The organism is Pantoea cypripedii (assembly GCF_011395035.1).
Classification (GTDB): Bacteria; Pseudomonadota; Gammaproteobacteria; order Enterobacterales; family Enterobacteriaceae; genus Pantoea; species Pantoea cypripedii_A.
In genome coordinates this window covers 388,607-411,872 of the sequence record NZ_CP024769.1, presented here as the reverse complement: position 1 = coordinate 411,872, position 23,266 = coordinate 388,607, and the positions used below count along the sequence as shown (strand labels likewise).

The window sequence follows — 23,266 nt, the reverse complement described above, 5'->3', positions numbered from 1 at the left end:
CAGAGAAATTCCTATGTATAGCCCATCAACATCCTTCTCTGCCGTATCAGGTTCAGCCGCTGGCGTTCCTCATGGGCAGTACCCACTCAACCCACCCTTCGCCATCACCACCGTATGTCAAAGCCCGGAGCAACTTTCCAGGCCGCCCGTGAAAGATGCCCCCACCGCAGGGTTACCGGAACTCCCCGCTTTGATTGCGGAGCACTGGGAAACGTTTGTCAATGAAAACGATGTCGTCACCGCCCTGGAAAAATTGCTCTTTCTGCTGAGCAGCAAGTTCCTGCATGAAACGCAAACATCTGAGCTGCTGAACATCCTGAATAACCTTGGCGTACAGGTAAACAAAACCACGCTGCCGGCTGCCCTGGCAGTTGCTCGGGTAAAACTCGACGCAGCGACTCAACAGTTAATTGAGACCACCTGGAACAGAATTACCAGAGAATACGGTCTGACAAGCAAGTGTGAACGGTTAAAACGGCTGCTGGACGAACTGAGTTATCTGCATCTGCAACCCGCACAGATGCGACGCGGCCTGCTGGAAATGAAAGACAGCCTGAATGTCCCGGTACCCAAGCTCTGCCCGTTGATGAAGCCGTTCAAAGTGATCCTGTCAGAAAAAATGGAGAGGTGGGTCAAAGAGAATCTCATCGTCGCTGCTCGTGCGGGTAAACCGCTGGATATCCTGATCGCTTTATTACAACGACCCGGCTATGAAGATTGCCACTGGGCAGAGCTAAAATCAGCGCTGGATAACGCCGGCCTGCGTATGGGCAATGACATGATTAAGCTGGCGCAGACGGCTTTCCGCACCCGAATCGCCGAACGTCAACAGCGGTGGTTTGAGAGTTGCAGGGAGAAAAATCATAAAGAAACCAAGCAGGAGTGGCTGGCAAGTTTGTTAAGTCAAACGGATCGCCCAGGCATGGATGAACCGCAATTCTGGTTGTTGCTTTACAATGGCGGGGCCGAAACCAGCATGACAACCGTGAGAAACATGATGAAACTGCACAGTATTCCGCAGGACCAGTATATCGCCCAGGTTAAATCACGCTGGGATGCCATCAATCGCGGGGTGAATATCAGCAATATCAATCAGCTGATGTTATTGTTGCTGTGCCTCAAACATGAATCTATTCCCCTGCCGCAATTGCATGAGGCCATGGAGTTAGCCTGTGTGTCGATTGACAGAAGCGAACTGGCACAGATTGACGAAACGATCAGGACCCGCGTCACGCGGGAAGAAGTCGCGCGATTCCGGATCATCCATCAATCCACCCCCACCTTTGGCACCCCCTATGAACAACTGGTGAGGGTATTGCGTCACTGTAAAAATTTGCATGAGAACAACGCTGCCAAAGCGCTGCGTTTGTTGTGGGAGTCTAAGTTCTACCCTGCGAGTTTTGCCGAAGTGGCCAGGGCGCTGGCCGAGGCTCGGGGAGAGATTGCTCCCCCTGAACGGCTGGATCTGGAATGGCTGGGTCCATCCTCCCTGCATTTCGATGCCGTTGAGGTTGTGGATACCCCGGCACTGATTCCATCCCTGGAACAGTGGTATGACGGGGCAATGGCATCGGGTCATGATGACGAGGTGAGTTTTCTCCTGAACCCGGAAGAAGAACTGAAATGGTCCCTGGACCAGGAACTGAGCTAATCAGTCGTTTCCCGAAACACCAGCGGCAAATATCCTGATGCCCCGGCGCTGACCAGCACGGCACCGTCACGCGCCACAAACGGTATTTCCCCCTGATCAAGGCAGGATTGCAGTATCGATAAAGATTTCACCGCAAACACCAGTGCCACCATCCGGGTTTCAGGCGCGGTGATCTTCATATCAAACTCCCTGCTGACCTGCTGCGGAGTGATCACCCGGATACGCGTCCGACCCCCTTGCAACGCATAGCCCGCACCGCTGGCATCCAGCACCGGTTCGCTGGCGAACAACCGGGCATAGAGCGCAATCCCGGCACCGGGATTGTCTGCGGCCAGCACAAACTCGGTGATATCCTGCACCCCGTTGGGATGTTGCTGCCAGTCCGGTTGCCACACCGCCTGGGGTGTCAGGTGCTGGCAGAAAAAACTGAAGCCACCAGCAACGGCGCTGGCACGCAGCCGGGTAATACAGAACCGGGCGTCACAATGTTCGCCATCAGGCAAAGTCACCTCGCGTGAGAACATCGTGGGAGGTTCACCCTCCAGATGCAGCGCTTTCAGCACTTGCCACGCCTGCCGGGCATCGGCGGTTTTCCACACCAGCCCCGCCAGACCAATCGTCACCTGCCACAATCCCCGGCTGCCGGTGGCACGGGTCGGTTCGTAACCCAGCAGTTCCAGATAGTTTTCGCCAAAAATCGCCAGATGATTGCTGGACCCCATGCTGTGATGACCACGTTCCAGCAATTGAAACCCCATACGGGTAAAACGGTCACAGGCCTGGTCGAGTTGGTCATTAACGTTAATCACCGCGTGATCAAAACGGGGTTTGAGGGAGGATGTCATGCCGCCCGCCCTCCAAAGTAGAGTTCACGCATCTGCGGATCGCTCAGTAGCTTATCCGCAGCGCCACTCATGGCCACCTTGCCCAGCGCCAGCACATAAGCGCGGTCTGAAATATGCAACGCTTCCATCGCATTCTGCTCCACCATTAACACCGTCACTTTTTCCTGATGACGGATAGTCTGAATCGCGCTGAACACATCACTCAGCATTTTCGGGGACAGCCCGGCGGAAGGCTCATCCAGCAGCAACACCTGGGGGGCAGGCATCAACGCCCGCGCCAGCGCCAGAATTTGTCGTTCTCCCCCCGAGAGCGCTGAGGCCGCCATCCGCCATTTGGTCTTCAGCACCGGATAGGTTTCTGCCAGGCTAGCCATGCGTTGACGTCGCTGTTCCGGGGCGAGAAACTGCCCGCCGGTTTGCAGGTTTTCCGCAATGGTCAGGTTGTTAAACACGTTATTTAACTGCGGAACAAACCCCAGCGCACAATCGCGCACTTTGCGATGTGCCGGAATGCCGCCGGTTTCCCGGCCATTGATGGTGATACTTCCCTGACGCGGGGCGAGAAAACCCGCAATGGTTTTTAACAACGTCGATTTACCGCAGCCGTTGGGTCCCAGCAGCGTGACGATTTCGCAGTCGGTTACCTCAAGCGAGATGCCGTGCAAAATATCGATGCCTGGGGTGTATCCTGCCACCACTTCATTCAGCGTGATCATACCGCTTCCTTTAATGCAGCTGTGCCGTGACCAAGATAGGCCTCCAGCACCTGTGGATGGTTAGCCAGTTCATCCGGGCGGCAACTGGCGACGATCTGTCCGCGATCCAGCACAATGCAGCGCTGGCACAGACTGGCGATAAAATGCATGTCATGCTCGATCACCAGCAATGCAATCCCCTGAGCAGAGAGATTCAGCAAGGTTTCCACCAGTTGCTGGCGCAGATGCGGATGCACACCCGCCATCGGTTCGTCGAGCATCAGCACCCGGGGATTGCCCATCAGCGCACAGGCGATCCCCAGCAGTTTCTTCTGCCCACCCGATAACGCGGCGGCAGGCAAATCCTTCACTTTGCTGAGCAGCATGACGTCCAGCAGATGCAATGCTTTCTGTTTATCCTGTTGTTCGATTTGCCGCGCTTGCCGCCAGGCCAGCAGGCCGCTCCACAAACCATGTGCGCGCGTTCCGGCCGCCATCACCACTTCCAGCACCGTCATTTTTTCTGGCATCGCCGGTAACTGAAAAGTACGGGCGATACCGGCAGCGATAATGCGATGCGTTGGCAGGTGATCAATGGCTTGATCGGCAAAACGGATGCTGCCGCTGTCCGCAGGCGCAAAGCCAGAGATGGTGTTCAGCAGCGTACTTTTGCCTGAGCCATTGGGTCCCAGCAGGCCGAGGATTTCCCCCTTCCCCAGGGTGAAACTGACGGAGGTCAGCACCTTGTTGCCGCCAAAGGCTTTACTCAGATCCGTGACCTGTAAAATGGGTGTCATGATAAAACCCTCAGTTTTTCCGGCAGCAACCCTGCCGGACGCAGCAGCAGGCAAAGCAGCAAGGTGAGTCCAACCAGACCGAGGCGCAATGCGCCTGTCAGGTCAGCGCTGAAGTGTAAGTAGTCTTTGGCGAACGGGATCAGGTTGTATAACGCTTCCACCACCAGCACGCCAAGCAATACGCCCCACACGTTACCCAGCCCTCCAATCATCACCATGCTCCAGATCAGGAAGGTTTCCGATGACAACAGATAATCCGGGCTGGCGTAGTTGGTGTACCAGGCCAGCAACATCCCTGCCAGGCTACACATCACGGCGCTACTCATCAGCGCCCGGCATTTCAGCCACGGCAGCGAGTAGCCCATGCACATTGCCAGCTGCGGTTGTTCGCGCATCAGGCGCAGCGCGCGGCCAAAGCGACTGCTGGCAAAACGCACCGAAACCACGGTGCTCAGAATCACCGCCAGCAGGATCACCACCCCGAACACCCATTGCCCGCCGCTCCAGGGTGCGCTGATGCCGCCAATCCCCTGCGCACCGCCGGTGACCTGATCCTCATTGGTAATGACAATGCGGATGATCTCCGCCAATGCCAGCGTCGCAATGCCCCAGTAATCCGCCGCCAGCTGGCGACCCAGCGCCGCCATCAGCAGGCTGACCAGCATGGCGACGGCGATGCCTGCCGGTAACGCTAACCACAATGACCAACCGAACTGGCTGCTCAAAGCCACCGCATAGGCACCGATACCGACGAAGGCGATATGGCCGAAGTTGAGCAGTCCGGCGTAGCCTGCCTGTAGATTGAGCGCCAGCGCGATGACCGCGTAGATACCCGCCAGACAGAAGATATTGAGAAGAAAATCAGACACGTCGCACCTCGCGGTTAAACAAGCCAAAAGGACGCAGCCATAGCGCCAGCAGCAACATGACAAACGAACAGGCATTGACCCAGGTCACCGGTACAAAGGCCATTTCGCCGTTAATCAGGCTGCCGAAATCAATATTGGTGACCAGGGTTTCGGTGATGGCGATCAGCAACGCGCCAAACACCGCCCCGAGCGTATTACCCAGCCCGCCGAGAATGGCCGCAGCCAGCACCGGGAGCATCAGGTCGTTACCCTGGTTGATATAAGCACTGCCCTGCATCGCCATCATCGAACCCCCGAGGCTGGCGAGCATCCCTGCCACCAGGTTGACCACATGCACAATGGCATTGGCGTTCAGTCCCGCTGCCGCTGCCAGCTCACGATTGCTCGCCAGTGCCCGTACTGCCCGCCCCTGGGGGGTGCAAAACAGCACTCCTGCAAAGGCCAGAATCAGCGACAACGTCATCACCAGGCTGAATAACCGGTCGCTGGAAAGGCGTACACCGGCAAACTCCCACATGCTGCCAATCGGCAGGTTAAAGCTGACAGGTGCCGATCCTTCGGCCCCTGACATCACAGCGATGATCACCATCGACACCGCCAGCGATCCAATCATGGCGTTGGCGGTACCACTCTTCAGCAATGGCTGAAATACCCAGTGATGCAGCAGCACCGACATCAGGCCGCACAACGCAGCAGCCAGCAGCATCGCCAGCAACAACGGCATACCGAGCTGCAACCCCCCGGCGGTAAGAAACGCGCCGGTCATGGCGTATTGCATATGGGCGATATTGGCAAAACGCACCAGCCCATAAACCAGGCTTAATCCCAGCGCCACCAGCGATAAATCAGCAGTGCGCATCAGCGTATCGAGCATAAACGGCAACATAGCGTTTTCCTGCAATCAAGACCGTAAAGGCACGGGTTAGCGCGCCACCAGTTCACCGTTCTGCGCTTTCACGTTGAGATACGGTTGGCTCTGGCGTTGGTTATCGCTATCCAGATCGAGCTTGCCGGTCAGGCCGCTGAAGCCAGGGGCCACCGTTTGCATTGCGCGGATCATCGCCGCCGGTGCGCTGCTGTGTGCCTGCTTTATCGCGGCGGCCGCCAGCATGATGCTGTCATAGGCATAGCTACCGTAGACGGAGCGGGGTTTTTCTTTGAACTGTGCCAGATACTGCTGGTTATAGGCTTCAGCCGCCTGATTACCGCTGGCACCGCCCACTTCCATGCCCAGTTGGCCATTGGTGTACTGTGCGGGTGAATCGGCAATCGCCATCGTCAGATACATGCCGTACCACGGCGTGTTGTGCAGCCCGAGTTCCCACGCCTCACGGTTCAGTACGATCGCATCCTGGCCGTAGCTGGTATACACATAAGCCTGAGGCTGGGCGCGGGAGATTTGCTCCAGTTCGCGGCGATAAGAAGGCTGGCCACTGGTATACAGCACCTTCGCCACCACTTTGCCGCCAGCGGCTTCAAACGCCTGGGTGAATTGCTGCGCCATGCCCTGGCCGTAGGCGCCATCGGGTGCAATAAACGCCACTTTGCTGTAGCCAAGTTTGCGGACATCCGCCGCCGAGAAACGTGCAGAAAGGTCATCAAGACCCATCACACTCCAGGAGGTTTTACCGATTTTGCGGATATCTGCACTGGTGCCGGAAATATTGATATGCAGCAGCTGGTTCTTCACCAGATATTGTCCCACCGGGATGGTGACGCTGGAGGAGAAATCCCCCACCACCAACGGGACCTTGTTGACCTGCGTCAGCTTGCGCACTGCGCTCAGCCCCGTCACCGGGCTGCCTGCCGAGTCCTCCACCATCACCTGTAATTTTTCACCGTTGACACCGCCCGCAGCATTGATCTGATTCACCGCCAGTTCGATACCGCGACGCTGATCTTCGCCAATGCTGGCGCTGGTCCCGGTCAGTGGCAGAATCGCTCCCAGCGTGATATCCGCCAGGGCATTATGTGCAACCAGTGACAACAAAACACCCGTAACAGCCGAAAAGGGGAACATCTTTTTCATGATCTTTCTCCAGTTTTCAATGAGTTCCGGCTCTGAGGCCGGTGTTTATCCCCCGAGGGGACCCTGATGTTGGCAAGGTGAAGCAAAGTCGATGCAGAAGTGCATACACTTGTGTATTAAGCAAAGGCTGTGCCATGCACTTAAGTGGCAGAGAGCATCACATCGGGGTTTTATTCAGCTGGTGAGAAAATATTCAATAAATACAAAGTCGGTGACGGCAGAAATAATTTTACGTAGCAAACCACCGCAGGCTCATAAATACCTGCCAGGCGAGAAAATCGTAATGCACAAGTGAATACACTTAACGCTATTTTGGTGCATTGATGTCACTTTATGGTGCAAATAAGCCTGAGCATGGCGTAGTAAATAAAACGACATTGTCTTAGGTGGTGCGCACAGAAGTGTATGCATTTATTAGTTGAGTTGCGCCCCACGACTGTGCTAACAATTTAAAAATATCGTTGCAGGTGCGTATGCAGCAAAAATCAAGGGGACAGCATTGGTCATCGCAAAAAAGAAAATCCGCAGCGCCGACAGCGTGGAAAAGGTATACGAAAAGGTAAAACTGCTGGCAATCGACTACCAGTTTCGCCCTGGCGAACGGGTTAATGAGGTCGAGCTGGCGGCGGAGCTGGGGGTTTCGCGCACCCCGGTACGCGAGGCGCTGAACCGTCTGGCGCAGGAAGGTTTTATGAATTTTGTGCCGAACCGTGGCTTTTATTCACGCGATCTGACGCCCGAGGGTGTGCGTGAATTGTATGAAGTACGCATGGTGATTGAACAATCCACCTTCCGCTTTGCCTGCCTGCGCGCCAGCGATGAGGATATTGCGCGTACTACCGCCATCTGGGAAAACGTCACCCTTCATCCACCTGAGTTGCAGGATGCCGCCTACTGGGCGCGCATTGCCCAGGTTGATGAACAGTTTCATATGGAGATCGCACGTATCGCCCGCAATACCCGGTTATACGAAATGCTGGAAAGTTTAAACTCCCTCAGCCGTTTCTTCCGTCGCATCGATCTGGAAGCTCCGGTACGACGTAATAACGCTTACGACGAACACGTGGAAATTATTGCTGCCCTGCGCGCTCGTGATATTGATAAAGGCGTCCATTTAATGGAGCAGCATATTTCCCTGAGTTCAGAACATGCGGTGGCGGTGACCAAAGAAGGTCTGGCACGCATATATTTAAGTCTTTAACTGATTAATTAGCGGCGGTTATCCAGATCGCCATGTTATTAGCTGTGATATTGTGGGGCGCTATGGGAAATATTTCTCAGGAGCTGATCCGTCAGGCGATTGACTGGCGGCGGGAGTTGCATCGCATCCCGGAAATTGGTTTACAGGAACTCAGAACGTCGGAAAGAATCGCTGCGTTATTAAGCGAGTTCGGTCTGGAGGTTCACCGTGGCATTGCCGGAACCGGAATTGTGGCCGTGCTGCGCAACGGGCCTGGCCCTGCCATTGGGCTACGTGCCGATATTGATGCCCTGCCCATGCAGGAGCGTACCGGCTGTGACTGGCAGTCGATCCATGCAGGCGCCATGCACGCCTGTGGGCATGATGGACACAGCGCCATCCTGCTCGGGGCCGCGTGTGATTTAGCGCAAACGCGCCAGTTTAGCGGCACCGTCTATTTTATTTTCCAGCCTGCGGAAGAAAATGCCGGAGGTGGCCGCCTGATGATTGAGGACGGTTTATTCAGCCGTTTTCCGATGCAATCGGTGTTTGCGCTGCATAACTGGCCCGGCCTGCCGCTGGGCGAATGCGCCATCAGTTCCGCAGTGATGATGGCATCGCAGGATAACTTCACCATCACCCTGCAAGGTAAAGGTTGCCACGCCGCCATGCCGGAACTGGGCGCGGACCCGATTATTGCCGCCTCGCAGTTGGTGCTGGCGTTGCAAACCATCGCCGCGCGCCGTTTGTCACCGCTGGAGCAGTGCGTCATTAGCGTGACACAGATTCACGCCGGGGAAGCCATCAACGTCATCCCGGATCGCCTGACGCTGTCTGGCACGTTACGCTGTCTGAGCACCGCGACGCGGGAACGCTGCTGGCAGCTGATTGACGACTATGCCCGCACTGTCCCGCAAGCGCTGGGTGTGGCGGGAAACGTCGAGTGGACCTATGGATACCCGGTCACCCAAAACCACGCCAGCCAGGCTGACGAATTACGCCACGCCGCCCTCGCGACCGCAGGTATCACGCGCGTGCATGACAATCCGCGCCCCTCGATGGCAGCTGAGGATTTTGCTTATCTGTTGCAGGCTTGCCCCGGCGCTTATTTATGGCTCGGCGCAGATGGCGCGACGCCTTCCGCATCGCTGCACAGCCCGAATTACGACTTCAACGATGACCTGATCACCCCCGGTATCGGCTTGTGGGTTTCATTGGTGGAACGGTTATTGCCTTCGCGTTTTTCTGACCAGGAGATACACCCATGAGTCACATCCACTTTTTTGGTGCCGGACAAATGGCAGAGGCCATTATCCGCGCTGCGTTACAACGTCACACATTATCCACCAGTCGCGTTACCCTTTCGGATATCGATCCGGCGCGTATTGCGCTGCTACAGACACGGTATCAACTCAATTGCACCCTGACGGAGCCGGAAGCGTTAGCCAGCGCCGACTATATTGTGCTGGGTATCCGACCCCAGGATGATCTGGCCGCCGTTGCCGCGCAGATTAACCAGTATGCCGCTGCCAATACCACCGTCATTTCGATCATCGCCGGAGTGACACTGGAGAAACTGGCGACGTTGCTGGGCGCAACGCGCCCCATTGCGCGCATTATCCCGAACACCCTCACCGATACCGGGCTGGGCTTCAGTGGCGTAGCCTTCAATGCCCAGGTCGAACGCGGCCCATTGCTGCCGTTCCTTGAGAGTTTTGGCAAGGTGATGTTGCTGGAGGAGCGCCTGATCGACGCCTTCACGGCTTTTGCCGTCGCCGGGGTGAATTACGTTTATTACTTTATCGAATCATTAGCCGATGCGGGCGTACTGGCGGGATTGACCCGCACGCAATCAACCCAGGCGGTGTACGAAAATCTTATTGGTGCGGTGGAAATGCTGAAGTTAAAACAATGCCATCCGCGTCAGCTGATGGATATCAACAATTCTCCGGGCGGCGTCGGTATCAACGGCATCTATGAACTGAACAAAAGTGATTTTGCGGCCGGTTTACAGCAAAGCGTTTTAGCTGCCTTGCGCAGAACCACCGAATTATCCGGAAACTAAACGAAAACGCCCCCGCCGGATAACCCGACGGGGGCGCGATTGACAGAGGTAATCAGGTTTACGGCAGTTTATAGGCGATGACGTAATCACCCAGTTTAGTGCCGAACGAACCGTGTCCACCCGCCATGATCACCACATATTGCTTGCCATCGACCGCATAGGTCATCGGTGTTGCCTGACCACCCGCTGGCAGACGTGCCTGCCACAGCAACTGACCATCGCGGACGCTATAGGCGCGCAGATAATTATCCAGCGTACCCGCCACGAAGAACACGTTACCGGCAGTGGTAACCGGGCCGCCTAACATCGGCACACCCATTTTGAACGGTAACGGCACCGGAGCGCTGTCACGCACCGTACCAATGCGTTTTTTCCAGACGATCTGATGATTCTGCAGATTGATCGCGGAAACAAAGCCCCACGAAGGTTGCAGACATGGCAGACCAAACGGCGACAGGAACGGATTCAGTTCCACACCATAAGGCACGCCGTACATATGCTGCACGCCAGATTCAGAACCGGAACCCGCAGCGCCATCGGCACCCGGCTCAATCGGGTTGCCCGGACCACGCGGAATCAGTTTAGAGATAAATGGCATCGCCATCGGGTTGGCAATAGCGATCTGACGATCGGTATCCACCGCAATGCCGCCCCATTCGAACATGCCGAAGTCACCCGGGAATACCAGCGTGCCCTGCTCAGAAGGCGGTGTGAACGGTCCTTCATAGCGCAGACGATGGAACATCACGCGGCACACCAGCTGATCAAACATGGTGGCACCCCACATATCCTTGCCCTGCAACTTCTGCTGCGGACGGAATGTCAGCTCAGAGAATGGCTGGGTTGGATTGAGGTGATCACCTTTTGCCGGGCCTTGCGGAACCGGGGTTTCCGGCGCCGGGACCACTGGCTTACCGGTTTCACGGTTCAGAACAAAAATGTTGCCGGTTTTAGCCGGGACATACACCACCGGAACCGCGTTACCGTCTTTGTCGGTGATATCCGCCAGGGTCGGCTGTGACGGCAGATCCATATCCCACAGATCGTGGTGTACGGTCTGATAGAACCAGGCCAGTTTACCGGTGGAGGCATGCAGCGCTAACAGGCCACTGGCGAAACGTTCCTGATCGGCGGTGCGATTGCCACCCCAGATATCCGGCGTCGATACCCCCATCGGCAGATAGATGATGTCGCGTTTGGCATCGTAAGCTGCCGGTGCCCAGGAGTTCGGTGAGTTGGCGGTAAACGTCTCGCCATCCGCAGGCAGCGCATTCGGATCTTTCGCGCCGGGATCGAACGCCCAAACCAGTTTGCCGCTGTTGATATCAAAACCACGGATTACACCTGAAGGCTCGCGGGTAGACAGGTTATCCGTTACTGAACCTGCCACGATAACCATATTATTGGTCACGATCGGCGGAGATGTCGGCTCATAGCCACCCGGATAGGCATTCGGCTGCTGATGTTGCAGATTCAGTTCGCCATTGTTGGCGAAAGTCTGGCAACGCTCACCAGTCTGCGCATCGAGCGCAAACAGGCGACCATCATCCACCGGCAGGAAAATACGGCGTGCACAGCTGGCAGGCTGGCTGGCGTTGCTTTCAGCTGCAATCGGCATTTCATGGTAAGAGACGCCACGGCAGGTAATATGCTGGAACGTCGGGTCCGATTTCAGTTTGGGATCGAAGCGCCATTTCTCTTTACCGCTGGCCGCATCCAGAGCAATCAGGATTTGGTGCGGCGTGCAGAGATACAGCATGTTGCCGACTTTCAGTGGCGTTACTTCGTTAGTGATCTCACCAGGGTCATTTGCAGTTTTGTGATCGCCAGTCTCAAACTGCCAGGCAACCTGCAAATCTTTAACGTTGTGCTCATTGATTTGTTGCAGCGGTGAGTAGCGAACCCCTTCCTGAGTACGACCATACGCCGTCCAGTCTTCCGCCGGAACCGTTGAAGCGGCAGGCGCTTTATCGGTCAGCGGCAGTTCGCCGTTGATTTCCTGCGGATCGTGCATCGCTGAACCCGCCAGCAACGCTACGTTAACCAGCAGAGCAACCAGCATCGCACCCAACGGTTTTTTGTTGCTGGTGGAGAATTGACGATAGCTGAAAGGCAGGATGAGCCAGATACCTAGCAACACCCAAATATCCAGACGCGGAACCAGCGTCCAGTAATCGCTCCCGGCTTCATGCCAGGCCCAGATAGCAGTAAGAAACAGAATCGCGGCGTAAAGATAGAGCGCGCTGCGCTTTCTTTTCAGCAACAGCCAGCTAAACGCCGCCATTGCCAGACCGCTAATCAGGTAATAAGCACTGCCGCCCAGCGACAGTAACCAGACACCACCAATCAGCAGCCATGCAGCACAAACCACTGAAAAGATGAGTGTTAACAAATTTAGAATTCGGGATGCCCGTGACATTTTATTAACCTTGAAGGGAAAAACGTGACAACTGTAAAGAATTTACATCATTAGTGTAAACGCTATCACAAAGGATTTACATTATAATTCTGTGCGATCTTTCCATGTATTTTAAAAATAAAGATAACAATCAATATGTTATTGTTTTCATTCTCGATGAAGTGGCAATTCAGGATTATTCCATTGAAGAGGAAATTTCATGACACGAGGATTTAGTGGAAACGATACCAATCAATCTTAAAAAATGGGGGCACCTTGCGCGCCCCCGTCGCTTAATTTGCCCGTTTGAGCGTAATGCGCGTCAGTTCAGAAGGACGGCCTAAGCGCACGGCCATGCCCGGCCACAGCGCGGTCCCGTTATTCACATAAAGCTGCATACCCTCGACGGCATAAAGCCCGGAAACAAACCCACCATTGGGTTTGGCGAACAGGCGATCGAACCCGGCAATTAAGCCACCGTGGGTATGGCCGGATAGCTGTACATCCGCCCCTTGCGCCGCATTCTGGCGGGCATTGCGCGGTTGATGATCCAGCAACACCACTGGCGCATTGATGGGTGCGCCCGACAATGCACGAGTCAAATCCGGCCCCGGTGCGCCTCTGTTGGGTGCCGATGCATCCGTCACCCCGACAATCACCAGGCTGGCATCATCGCGGGTCACCACCGTATGGCTGTTAAGCAAGGGCTTCAGCCCCAGCGAGGCGAGATGTTCCGTCCAGCGCGCCTGCTCAAAAAAATATTCGTGGTTACCGGTGATGGCAAACACCCCATCGGGCGCGTTCAGTCCCTGCAATGGCGCAACGTCATCACGGCGATTGTTCAGCGTGCCATCAATCACATCGCCGGTGACAACAATCAGATCCACCTCCAGCGCCATCGCCTTCTCCACCATTTTCGCTGTCCATTTTCCATTGAACAGTTTGCTGATATGCAGATCCGTCAGCTGCAACAGCTGATACCCCTCAAATTCAGCAGGCAGGTTTTTAATGCTGAAGACCACGTCTTTCACCGGGGGGACACGTATCGCCTGATGCACCCCCACCGCCGCCAGCAGCATGGCGAACCCGCCCGCCAGATAGCGTACTTCCGGCGCAATCACCAGCGGATGCCCTGCCAGCAGCGCAATCAGCCCTACTGCGTCGATGACGACCTGAAGCATGGCGAGAAACAGCACCGCGCAGAACGCCCAGTTGAACAGAATAATCACCGGACGCGGCATTTCCGGCGACATGATGCTGCCGGAGGTAAAACGACTGAAGAACAGATACTGCGTGGCAAGCAACACCACGGCGGAGAAAAGGAGCTTCACACCCAGCGGCAACGCCAGGGGAGCGATAAAACGTGCGATGACATACCAGCCAGGCAGGCTGAAAATCAGGTGAAACATCGTGAGATTCCCTGGAATTTAAGCGAAGTTTTGGCACGCCATTATCGGCGAAAAACAGGTCAGCGGCTTTTCAAAACTGGCGAAATCGTCAGGATGGGGGCTGAGAAAAAATGGCACAGCATGACGCTGTAATTTTCAGCAAACGATTTCCATCTGGATGTACAGACGTCCAGATGTAGATTATAGTGCGTCACCTGCCCCATTTGGGCTGCGCCGTTTTTAGAAAGGAACTTCGTTATGAATAAGAAATTAGTCTCCGTGCTGCTGGCTGCTTCAGTGACGCTGCTCAGTGCCTGCAATAAAGACAGCAACAACAGTGTTAAAGTGGCGATCAACACCGGACCAGATCAGGCGCTGTGGGACACCGTGAAGCAGGTTGCTCACGATAAATATCATCTGGATGTCGATGTGGTGGCCTTTAACGACTATGTCCAGCCTAACGAAGCGCTGTTCAACAAAGACGTCGATGCCAACGCCTTCCAGAGCCTGCCCTATCTGGAGATGCAGTCAAAAGAACGTGGTTATCATTTTGCCGTGATCACCAATACCTTTGTTTTCCCCATCGCAGGCTATTCACGCAAAATCAAATCATTAAAAGATCTGCCTGATGGCGCAACCATCACCATTTCCAACGAAGCCACCACCCTCGGACGCAGCCTGCTGTTGTTACAGGCGCAGGGGCTGATTAGCGTGAAACCGGAAGCGGGCCTGTTGCCAACCACGCTGGACATCACCGCTAACCCGAAAAACCTGAAGTTTGTTGAGGTGGATACCCCGCAGCTGGCGCGTACTCTCGACGATCCGCAGGTTTACGTCTCCATCATTAATAACAACTTCGCGGCACTGGCGAATCTGTCCGCTTCGCGCGATGGCATGTTTATGGAAGGCAAGGCGTCACCTTATGTGAACGCGATTGTGGCGCGTGAAGACAATAAAGACAGTCCGAATATTCAGAAGCTGAAAGAAGCATTCCAGTCCCCGGAAGTTCTCAATAAAGCCAATGAAATCTATAAAGGCGATATTATTAAAGGCTGGTAATACTGCTGACGTCCCTCTTGCTCAAATTTGTAGCAGCGCAATTTATTGCGCTGCTTTCAACTGCGCCCTGGCCAAAAGGCGCGCGATAAATCGCGCCGCTACAAAATATGTCGTTAATGTTTATACGTCGCCAGGTTATCCTGCTGCATATCCCCCAACCCTTCTGACGGCTTCAGGTCACAGGCTTTGGGTAACGTGGTGGTCAGCAAACCCGCCACCACCAGCGAACCCGCCAGCCAGCAGACCGCGACATTCTGTCCATAAAGCATGGTCATAATCCCGACCAGATAAGGCCCGCAGAATCCTCCCAGGTTACCGAGGCCATTGATCACCCCACGCGCGCTACCCGCAACTTCTGGCGCGGCAATGCGTCCAGGAATTGACCAGAACGGGCTGGTGGCGGCCTTCAGGAAGAAACCACAGACCACCAATGCGAGATAGGCCGCTACCACGTTGCTGTGCAGAATCACCGAAGCCAGCAGCGCTGCCGCAAAGCAGAACAGCGACACCATCACCCACAGACGACGTTTGCCGGTGCGGTCGCTTAACCATGAAATCGCATAGATACCCAGAATGGTCGCGACAAAGGGCAATGCCGCCAGCAGCCCAATACCCGCCATGTTCGATCCGGTCAGGTTTTTCAGAATACTGGGCAACCACAGGGTGTAGCCGTAATCCCCGGTCTGGTAGAAGAAATTCAGCGCCACCAGCTTCATCAGCCCCGGATTGCGAAACACCGCTTTTAAAGGTGCTTTACTCACCGACGCGACAGAGCGCACTGCCGCACGTTCACGTCCCAGCTGGCTGAGCAGCCAGGTCTTTTCCTTCTCGGGCAACCAACGCGCTTCTTCCGGGCGATCGCTGACCACCAGCCACCAGATCAGCAGGATCACCGCCGATAACAACCCTTCAATGATAAACAGCCAGCGCCAGTCCAGCACATTGATGATGTAGCCAGAAATCGGTGCGGTAAACATGCCACCTAACGGAGCAAACATCATCACAAAAGCATTGGCACGACCCAGCTCTTTCTCGGGGAACCAGTTGCTCACCATGGTTAAAACCACGGGTAACATCCCCCCTTCCGATACGCCCAGCACAAAGCGCAACGCCAGCAATTGATAGTGGTTGGTGACAAAACCGGTGGCGATGGAAACCAGCGTCCAGGCAACCAGCGACCAGGCGATAAAACGTTTACCGCTGCCGTTCACCGCTGTCCGGCCACCCGGCACCTGCAAAAACAGATATCCGATAAAGAAAATGCCGCTGACGATACCCGCCATCTGGCTGGTAATGGCCAGATCCTGGTCCATACCACCAGGCAGCGCAAAGCTGATATTGACGCGGTCCATGAAGGAGACGATGCAAACGATCAAAATCGGCGCAATAACGCGATACCAACGTGTTCCGGGAATACGGTCCTGCATAATGCCCCCTTCGTTTAGATTCGTGGTTCTGCTATCTATTAAAGAGAGTCTGGATATTATTTTTGCGATCTGAATCACTGCAAATCGTGTTAAGGAAAGCTGTTACTAACAGCGTGATATGGCAGAGAAACCATGCGCGAAAATGCATCACTTCAGGTAATTAGCATCCACACCGGCTGTAGCGGCGCGATTTATCGCGCAAAGCCAGCGGGCGTAAAACCTGATATTTGCAGTAAGTCACAGCGGTGGTAACACGGAGTTGTAACAAGACAGGCCTGGTGGTTAACCAGGCCTGGATGAAGGTTATGCCTTTTTGGCTTTTCGTTTCACAATCCGGCTGAGAGCAATTCCCGCCAGCACCAGGATAATCCCCCCGATGATACCCGGCATCATCAGCGGTTGCAGGCGCGCAAGCAGCGGTGGATGGCCGCCTTTACGTACCCAGGCAACATCTTCCGCCGTGACGGTAACATGCGGATTGCCGTAGTTTTTCAGCACAAAGTTACTGATATCCGCCACCTGCTGATCGTTCAACTTATCAACATACGACGGCGAGCTAAAGCCTGGCATCAGCACCTGATGGTCGGCGGTATTTCGTTGCACACCAAACAGAATAGCGGCAATCAGGTTGTTCGGATTACGCATACCCGTGGCGGTATTGTGGAACAACGAGGGATAAGCCTGATTGGCGCTGCCTGAGCCATCGGGCTGGTGGCAGCTGGCGCAATTGCCGCTAAATAGCGCTTCGCCGTTGGTCAGGGAGAGATTAGCATTGTTGGGATTACGTCCACGCACGCTATTTTCTACATCCATCGGCGCCCCCCAGCTGTATGCCGGTTGCGTTTCGCCCTCATCACGAATCGGTGCCGTCCCTTTCAGGTAAACCGCAATGGCGTGCAGATCACTCTCCGGCAGATATTGCAGGCTGTGCTCAACCGCTTCTGCCATCCCGCCTGCGGCCTGATTTTTACCCGGCGCACGACCAGTTTTCAGATATTGCACCAGCTCGTCATCACTCCAGCCACCGATACCGCTTACCGGGTCCGAGGTAATATTCGGCGCATACCAGCTACCCAACGGCCCGCCCGCCAGCGGACGATCCTGCTGCTCCTGCATCAGGAAACCGCGTGGCGTATGGCAGGTATTACAGTGCGCCAGGCCGTTAACCAGGTAATTTCCCCGGTTCCATTCCGCACTTTTGCTGCCATCGTTTTGCCACATTTTGTCGTTAGCAAACATCATGTTCCAGAAACGCATACTAAAACGCAGGCTGAACGGGAACGGCAAGTCAGTTTGCGGATTATGCTGCTCGACAGCGGGAACACCGTGCATCAGGTAATAATACAGGGCATGCAGATCCGCATCGGTCATCATGCTGTAAGAGGTATAAGGCATCGCCGGGTACAGTTGTGCACCATCAGCACGTATGCCATGCCGGACCGCAGCCGAGAACTGGGCTTCGGTATAGTCGCCGATACCACTTTTGGCTGGCGTGATGTTGGTGGCATAAATCACCCCCATCGGTGAAGCAATACCATAACCCCCGCTAAAGGCGGTTTTACTGCCCGGTGCGGTATGGCAGGCCTGGCAGTCTGACGCGATAGCAACCTGTTCACCCTGCTTCAGCAGGTTGGTATCAAGGGAATCGGCCTGTGCGCTAAAGGCGACCAAAGCCGCAAAGCCGGTGGCGATTAGCGTCTTCATGCCATAGTCCTCATTCGCTGGGCGATGTCCTGTGCGGCTTTCAGACCCAGTGCCGCCATCGTCAGGGTGCTGTTCACCACGCTCGCTGAAGGAATCGCCCCGCCACCCGGCAGCCACAGGTTTTCGTGATCGAATGCCCGGCAGTTACCATCCACCACCGCGTCTTTGCCGCTTTTACCCATGATCACGCCGCCCATAATATGGTTGTTGGCATTCAGCCCTTTGCTGATGTTGAACTCCTTGCCATTAAACAACTGGCCGATGTGTTCCAGTTGGGCGTGGGAGACTTCAGCACCTTTACGCACGTAATCACCCACGTCGTAATAGATATCCGGGCAAGGCAGACCGTGCGGATCTTTGCGGGTTTTGCTTAATGTCAGACGGTTTTCCGGGTCTGGCAGCGGTTCAAGGCTGATGGAGATATCGACACTGTGGATCGAGCGGTAACGAATTTCCTCATCCAGCGCCTTACCCACCAGGCCTTTCTTCAGCGCCTGTTGCGTTGCGGCAACCACGCGCGAGATATTGTTCAGAATCATTTTGTTAGCGGAGTAGTCGCGACGGAAATCGCCATCACGATAGCCCACCATGCAGCTGCTCTGTGCCGGACCACGCCCCAGCCATACCGGTTCTTCAGTCAGGAATGAGCAATGGAAGCCGGAGTGGTCCATCATGTTGCGTCCCACCATATCCGAACCGTTGGCGATACCATTCGGGTTACCGCCGTTGGCTGCCATCAACAGCAGGCGCGGCGTTTCAATACCGTTGCAGGCCAGCGCAAACGCTTTGCCCGTGGCTTTATGTGACGCGCCGGAGCTGTCTTTCCAGTGCACCGCCGTTACGCGGTTATTGCCATCGGTATCAATTTTGTAAACCACCGCTTCGGCCAGCACCACCGCACCGGCCCGTTCCGCACGTTCGATATGGTGAATACCGTTGTACATCGCCCCGATAGGGCAAATCGGCTGGCAGTTATTGTTACCACAGCAGGTAGGACGTCCCTCCCACGGGCGCGTGCTGCGTCCCTGAGGGATAGGAACCAGGTTGTAACCATGCGGGTTAACCACGCTGGCAAAGTAATTATCACCGTGGGCGAAAGGCACCATATCCATCGGATACGGCTGGCTGCGTTCCGCAGGCGATTGCATCGCCACATTATTTGGGCCTGCCACGCCGATTTCGTTTTCCGCCCGGCAATACCAGGGTTCCAGCTCGTCATAGCTGATTGGCCAGTCGCGACCCACGCCATATTTGGACTGCATGACAAAATCGCTGGGATGGTGACGCCAGCACGATGCCGCCCAGTGCCAGGTGGTGCCGCCAACGGTACGCAGGTAGCCCTGCTGAAAGCTGGCAGCATTCGGGCCGGTGACATTCACATAGTTATTCGGTGGGAAATAAAGCGGTGCCGGGGCAAATTTTGACTGCGGATATAACCCCTGGAAATCGGAGCCAGCACGGTTAGCAAACGGCATGTTGCGCCAGTTTTCCACCGCCTGCGCCCGATCAATACGTAAACCTGCTTCCAGTACCAGTACGGAATAGCCCTGGCTGACCAGCTCATTCGCCATCAAGCCGCCCACCACTCCGGATCCAACAATAACAATGTCTGCGGTAGCATCACCCTGCGCAGAAAAAATAGGTTTTTTCATGATTTTCGTCGTTTTTTATGCAAGAGAAATTTATAGCGAGTCAATGAGACTGCTGTGCTCATCCGGAATCGGTGCGGTCCACCAGATCGGACCGTTACCGCAATAAGTCGGCACAATCAGGCCATCGCTGACGGTTTGATACATCAGCGCCTGTTTATAGGCGACCAGGGTGCCGTGATAGTCATCGCCCACCGTACCGGTGTACCAGGCGGTAACGATTTGGTAGAGGAAATCGTGCAGACCGGCTTTATCGGCCTGATCAAGCAACTGCTGTGCGGTCATACCGTGTTGCAGCAGCAGCGCCAGCTGGGTCAGACGCGGGCCAAACTGCGCATCACGTTGACTGAATGCCTGAAAAAAACGCGCGGCCAGCACCGTATCAAGATGCTTATGCTCGGTGATGGCCTGGGAGATGCTGATGAACTGCTTTACGGCATCGCTGCCACTGATGACACTGGCGGCGAAGGCCCTGCCCGGCAGGGTTGCGACCACGCTGGTGAGCGTCAGACCAAGGGTTGCAAAGAGGAATTCTCTGCGGGTGGAACCGGTTCCATTTTTGGTTACAGAAACGGTTTCAGCCGGAATTTGTCGTTTCATGGGTTACCTGATGTTAATGCGAAAGGAACAATAAAGTTACGGGTAACATCCTACCGGTTAAGTTTCAAAACTGTTAACAGGTTTTTATAAAACACCTCATGTTCGCAAGGGGAATAGCACTAAATGATAACCGTTTGTGAATGTGGTTGATTTTCACGCAACAAACAGACAACAAATAATCGCCACGATGAACCCGTCGATTCATTTTGTTACACAGCTGGCTGAATACTTCATCATTTCTCCCGGATTGTATGGCGGGATAGAGGTCTGCCGCATTAACAAGGAGTTGCTATGAATCGTCGCCACTTTCTTACGGGTCTGACTGCCAGCTTTTTCGTTGTGAGTCAGACGAGGCTGGCATTTGCCGCACCGGCAGTTTCACGCACGGTCATTCCCCTGTGGCCGGGACAACCGCCCGGAGGTGGCGGCCCGGCGGGTAGCCTGGTCATCTCCACATCCGGGGCCCAGCGTAATATCGCTGTCCCCACCCTGACGATGATCAGGCCAGCGGTTCCGCGTGGTCAGGCCGTGCTGATCGCTGCGGGCGGGGGCTATAAAAGGATTGAGATGGGCAAAGAGGCGTGGCCTGCCGCTGAGTGGCTGGTAGCCCGCGGGATTACCGCCTATGTACTCAGCTATCGTCTGCCGGACGAAGGATGGAAGGATGGCAACAGAGTCTCGCTGCAGGATGCGCAACGGGCGCTGCGGATGGTGCGGCAACGTGAAAAGCAGGTCAGCGTACTGGGATTTTCGGCTGGCGGTCATCTTCTCGGTCTGGCCGCAACCCGCCCTGATTTTGCCTCCTATGCCCCACAGGATGAGCTCGACCAACTGCCGGCCACAGCTGACCGGGCTGCGTTGATTTATCCCATCATCACCCTTGAACAACCCTACACCCACACGTCCACCCATCGCATTTTGGTTGGCCCGCATGCCTCCGCAGCCGAGAATGCGGCCTGGTCAGTACAAAATTATGTGCGTCCCGATTCTCCGTCGTTCTTTCTGGTGCAGGCTGAAGACGACCCGGTATCAAACCCTGAAAATACCCTGATTATGGAGCAGGCCTGTCAACAGCAGCATGTGGCCGTTGAGTTACACCGTTATACCCGCGGCGGGCATGGCTTTGGCATGGGAAGGCCCGGCACGCCCACTTTGGCGTGGCCGGGCCTGTATGAAAGGTGGCTGTCGCGCCAGGCTTAATGATGCAACATCTCGTCCACCACCTCAGCCTTTTGCATCTGCCACGGATAGTAGGTCGGCCAGTTGTCCATTTCCTTCAGCAAGGCTTCCTGTGAGGTGTTGCCCATAAAAATATGAAAATGAGACGACTTACGCGGGCTGATAATGTGATCGCTGAACTGAACATATTTGGGGGCGTGACTGGCAGCATCCTGGCAACTGAACAAATAACGCACGCCCTTTTTGCCCGAGGCATAGGTCAGAATTTTGTGTCCGTCATAGGCGTAATGGCAGGAACTGGATTGATCACCGATGTGGAACTCCATCACCCCATTTTCGATTCCAATGGTATCCACATTGGTGGCATAGCCTACGCGGTAATACTCTTTGACGCTGGCGAAGGTTTTGCTGCTGTCCTTCTCCACTTTTTTGCGCAGTACCGGATCGAGGTCGCCATTGATCAGTAACGGATAAACCGACTGCCACACACCTTCCCAGTCCGACAACGTCCTGTCCTGCACGTCCTTATCAGCAAAAACCCCGTCCGCCGCTTGCTGTTCTTTCTCGGTCAGTGGTTTGCCATGCGCATGATCGCCATGTGACAACGCCTGAAGGCTGATGGTCATAAGTCCCAGAGATAACGCTATTTTTTTAAATTTACCCATCACAACTGCATTCTCCTTTGATGAAGGGAGATATGTTATATCATAACATTTTGTAACGCAAAGTTTGCTACGACACATCATGCCTGGCTGGAGTGATGGCGGAAGAAACGGGACATGAACGAGGCGGGAAGCCCTTGATGGCAAAAAAAAGCCCAAACTCTTTTTGGGCTAATCGGACGTAGAGAATGTTTATTATGATGTGGCATGGAGAAATATTTACATACTTCCCATCAGGCAAACCCACATTAAACCAATGCTTAACAACTTATTTATAATATGGTGCGAAGCGCGATTTGATGGCTATTCAGTCACCTGACGATGCTGATGTTTCTCACGTATCGCTTGCAGCCCTGCCAGCGAAAATAGACGGAAATGCTCGGTTAAAGCCTGCCGTTGCATCGCAACAATTTCCCGTATCGGACCGGGAATGCGATCGCCTGCCACCATCAGCATCATGCAAGGTGCCACTACGCTTAACATGCACGGCAACAGCGCAGGATCATCCGGTGACATTCCCGCCACTTCACTGACGATTTTGCGTATCGATTGCACTTTGCCGAGTCCCTCTTTATTGATGAAATCAGCTAACTGAACCGAGGGAGCCAGCAATTCACGGGCAAAAACGCGACCGTGCCAGCCATTGCCTTCGCTGAGTTTGGTAATAAACGCTTCCAGAAATAGCGACAGTTTCTCTTCAGGCGGCAACTCACTATTTGCCAACGCCGCCAGTTTGTTGCCATCAAGATAATGCTGATGTGCCAATGACAGCACCGCCAAATACAACCCTTCTCTGCCGCCAAAATGATAGTTGATGGCAGCAAGATCGACCCCTGCCGTACTGGCGATTTGTTTATTGGTGGTGTTGGCAAGCCCCTGATTCGCGATGAGTTCTCCTGCCGCAGTTAAAATTCTTTCCCGGGTAATGTCACCATCGCTACGACGCGCTCTGTTCATTCTCTGGATCCGCCTGATCATTATTTTTAAAAATCTGCCTTTATTCTGGCACAATTTAAGTTTAAATTGAATTTAAACTAAGGTGAGACCACGGCACATAAGAAGGAATTTA

The 23,266-nt window shown here is 54.7% G+C and carries 20 protein-coding genes; 6 read left to right on the top strand and 14 right to left on the bottom strand.

Annotation, left to right across the window (positions count from 1 at the left end; all coding sequences use genetic code 11):
• Positions 1-13: 13 nt before the first annotated feature.
• A complete protein-coding gene (locus tag CUN67_RS22270; protein WP_208717636.1) occupies positions 14-1,651 on the top strand; it encodes a hypothetical protein in 1,638 nt (545 codons plus the stop codon).
• Here CUN67_RS22270 and CUN67_RS22265 read toward each other — a convergent pair.
• The 6 genes from CUN67_RS22265 to CUN67_RS22240 are packed head-to-tail and all read right to left on the bottom strand — an operon-like array spanning position 1,648 to position 6,886.
• The gene (locus CUN67_RS22265; protein WP_208717635.1) at positions 1,648-2,496 is read right to left on the bottom strand and encodes a VOC family protein; all 849 of its coding nucleotides are present in this window, start codon (positions 2,494-2,496) and stop codon (positions 1,648-1,650) included. The genes CUN67_RS22270 and CUN67_RS22265 overlap by 4 nt on opposite strands.
• Positions 2,493-3,212 carry an ABC transporter ATP-binding protein gene (locus CUN67_RS22260; RefSeq protein WP_208717634.1) on the bottom strand — a complete coding sequence of 240 codons (720 nt, stop codon included), beginning with the start codon at positions 3,210-3,212 and terminating at the stop codon, positions 2,493-2,495. Before CUN67_RS22260 ends, CUN67_RS22265 begins: the two co-directional genes overlap by 4 nt.
• Entirely contained in the window at positions 3,209-3,988 is a 780-nt protein-coding gene (locus CUN67_RS22255; protein ID WP_208717633.1) for an ABC transporter ATP-binding protein, read from the bottom strand. The genes CUN67_RS22260 and CUN67_RS22255 overlap by 4 nt, the downstream gene beginning before the upstream one ends.
• Entirely contained in the window at positions 3,985-4,857 is an 873-nt protein-coding gene (locus tag CUN67_RS22250; RefSeq protein WP_208717632.1) for a branched-chain amino acid ABC transporter permease, read from the bottom strand. Before CUN67_RS22250 ends, CUN67_RS22255 begins: the two co-directional genes overlap by 4 nt.
• Complete coding sequence (locus CUN67_RS22245; protein ID WP_208717631.1) at positions 4,850-5,743, bottom strand: branched-chain amino acid ABC transporter permease; 894 nt, start codon at positions 5,741-5,743, stop codon at positions 4,850-4,852. The genes CUN67_RS22250 and CUN67_RS22245 overlap by 8 nt, the downstream gene beginning before the upstream one ends.
• A 36-nt stretch (positions 5,744-5,779) precedes the next feature.
• Positions 5,780-6,886 (bottom strand): ABC transporter substrate-binding protein, encoded by a 1,107-nt coding sequence (locus CUN67_RS22240; RefSeq protein WP_208717630.1) that lies wholly within the window; start codon positions 6,884-6,886, stop codon positions 5,780-5,782.
• Between the two features lie 499 nt (positions 6,887-7,385).
• Here CUN67_RS22240 and CUN67_RS22235 point away from each other — a divergent pair, with 499 nt between their 5' ends.
• From CUN67_RS22235 to CUN67_RS22225, 3 genes are all read left to right on the top strand, one after another.
• A complete protein-coding gene (locus CUN67_RS22235) occupies positions 7,386-8,087 on the top strand; it encodes a GntR family transcriptional regulator (RefSeq protein WP_208717629.1) in 702 nt (233 codons plus the stop codon).
• 62 nt (positions 8,088-8,149) lie between these two features.
• On the top strand, positions 8,150-9,334 hold the full coding sequence (locus tag CUN67_RS22230; RefSeq protein ID WP_208717628.1) for a M20 aminoacylase family protein: 1,185 nt from the start codon (positions 8,150-8,152) through the stop codon (positions 9,332-9,334).
• Entirely contained in the window at positions 9,331-10,131 is an 801-nt protein-coding gene (locus tag CUN67_RS22225; protein ID WP_208717627.1) for a pyrroline-5-carboxylate reductase family protein, read from the top strand. The genes CUN67_RS22230 and CUN67_RS22225 overlap by 4 nt, the downstream gene beginning before the upstream one ends.
• A gap of 58 nt (positions 10,132-10,189) precedes the next feature.
• On the opposite strand, the gene CUN67_RS22220 is transcribed toward CUN67_RS22225, so the two are convergent.
• Together CUN67_RS22220 and CUN67_RS22215 are read right to left on the bottom strand one after the other, a co-directional pair.
• Positions 10,190-12,550 carry a glucose/quinate/shikimate family membrane-bound PQQ-dependent dehydrogenase gene (locus tag CUN67_RS22220; RefSeq protein WP_208717626.1) on the bottom strand — a complete coding sequence of 787 codons (2,361 nt, stop codon included), beginning with the start codon at positions 12,548-12,550 and terminating at the stop codon, positions 10,190-10,192.
• A gap of 272 nt (positions 12,551-12,822) precedes the next feature.
• Positions 12,823-13,938, bottom strand: coding sequence for a metallophosphoesterase (locus CUN67_RS22215; RefSeq protein WP_208717625.1), 1,116 nt, complete (start codon positions 13,936-13,938; stop codon positions 12,823-12,825).
• Between the two features lie 237 nt (positions 13,939-14,175).
• On the opposite strand from CUN67_RS22215, the gene CUN67_RS22210 reads away from it, so the two are divergent.
• The gene (locus tag CUN67_RS22210; protein WP_208717624.1) at positions 14,176-14,976 is read left to right on the top strand and encodes a MetQ/NlpA family ABC transporter substrate-binding protein; all 801 of its coding nucleotides are present in this window, start codon (positions 14,176-14,178) and stop codon (positions 14,974-14,976) included.
• 113 nt (positions 14,977-15,089) lie between these two features.
• Here the strand turns inward: CUN67_RS22210 and CUN67_RS22205 are convergent, their stop codons facing one another.
• The 4 genes from CUN67_RS22205 to CUN67_RS22190 all read right to left on the bottom strand — a co-directional run bounded on the left by CUN67_RS22205 (position 15,090) and on the right by CUN67_RS22190 (position 20,356).
• A complete protein-coding gene (locus tag CUN67_RS22205) occupies positions 15,090-16,403 on the bottom strand; it encodes an MFS transporter (protein WP_208717623.1) in 1,314 nt (437 codons plus the stop codon).
• Positions 16,404-16,706: 303 nt separating this feature from the next.
• Positions 16,707-18,107 carry a c-type cytochrome gene (locus tag CUN67_RS22200; RefSeq protein WP_208717622.1) on the bottom strand — a complete coding sequence of 467 codons (1,401 nt, stop codon included), beginning with the start codon at positions 18,105-18,107 and terminating at the stop codon, positions 16,707-16,709.
• Positions 18,104-19,759, bottom strand: coding sequence for a GMC family oxidoreductase (locus CUN67_RS22195; RefSeq protein ID WP_208717621.1), 1,656 nt, complete (start codon positions 19,757-19,759; stop codon positions 18,104-18,106). Before CUN67_RS22195 ends, CUN67_RS22200 begins: the two co-directional genes overlap by 4 nt.
• Before the next feature lie 30 nt (positions 19,760-19,789).
• Positions 19,790-20,356: a sugar dehydrogenase complex small subunit gene (locus tag CUN67_RS22190; RefSeq protein WP_208717620.1), complete on the bottom strand. Its 567-nt coding sequence runs from the start codon at positions 20,354-20,356 to the stop codon at positions 19,790-19,792.
• Between the two features lie 291 nt (positions 20,357-20,647).
• On the opposite strand from CUN67_RS22190, the gene CUN67_RS22185 reads away from it, so the two are divergent.
• Entirely contained in the window at positions 20,648-21,556 is a 909-nt protein-coding gene (locus tag CUN67_RS22185; RefSeq protein ID WP_208717619.1) for an alpha/beta hydrolase, read from the top strand.
• Here CUN67_RS22185 and zinT read toward each other — a convergent pair.
• Both zinT and CUN67_RS22175 read right to left on the bottom strand, forming a co-directional pair.
• Entirely contained in the window at positions 21,553-22,200 is a 648-nt protein-coding gene (gene zinT, locus CUN67_RS22180; protein ID WP_439332285.1) for a metal-binding protein ZinT, read from the bottom strand. The two genes, CUN67_RS22185 and zinT, sit on opposite strands and share 4 nt — an antisense overlap.
• A 300-nt stretch (positions 22,201-22,500) precedes the next feature.
• Positions 22,501-23,154 (bottom strand): TetR/AcrR family transcriptional regulator, encoded by a 654-nt coding sequence (locus CUN67_RS22175; protein ID WP_208717617.1) that lies wholly within the window; start codon positions 23,152-23,154, stop codon positions 22,501-22,503.
• Between the last annotated feature and the right edge of the window lie 112 nt (positions 23,155-23,266).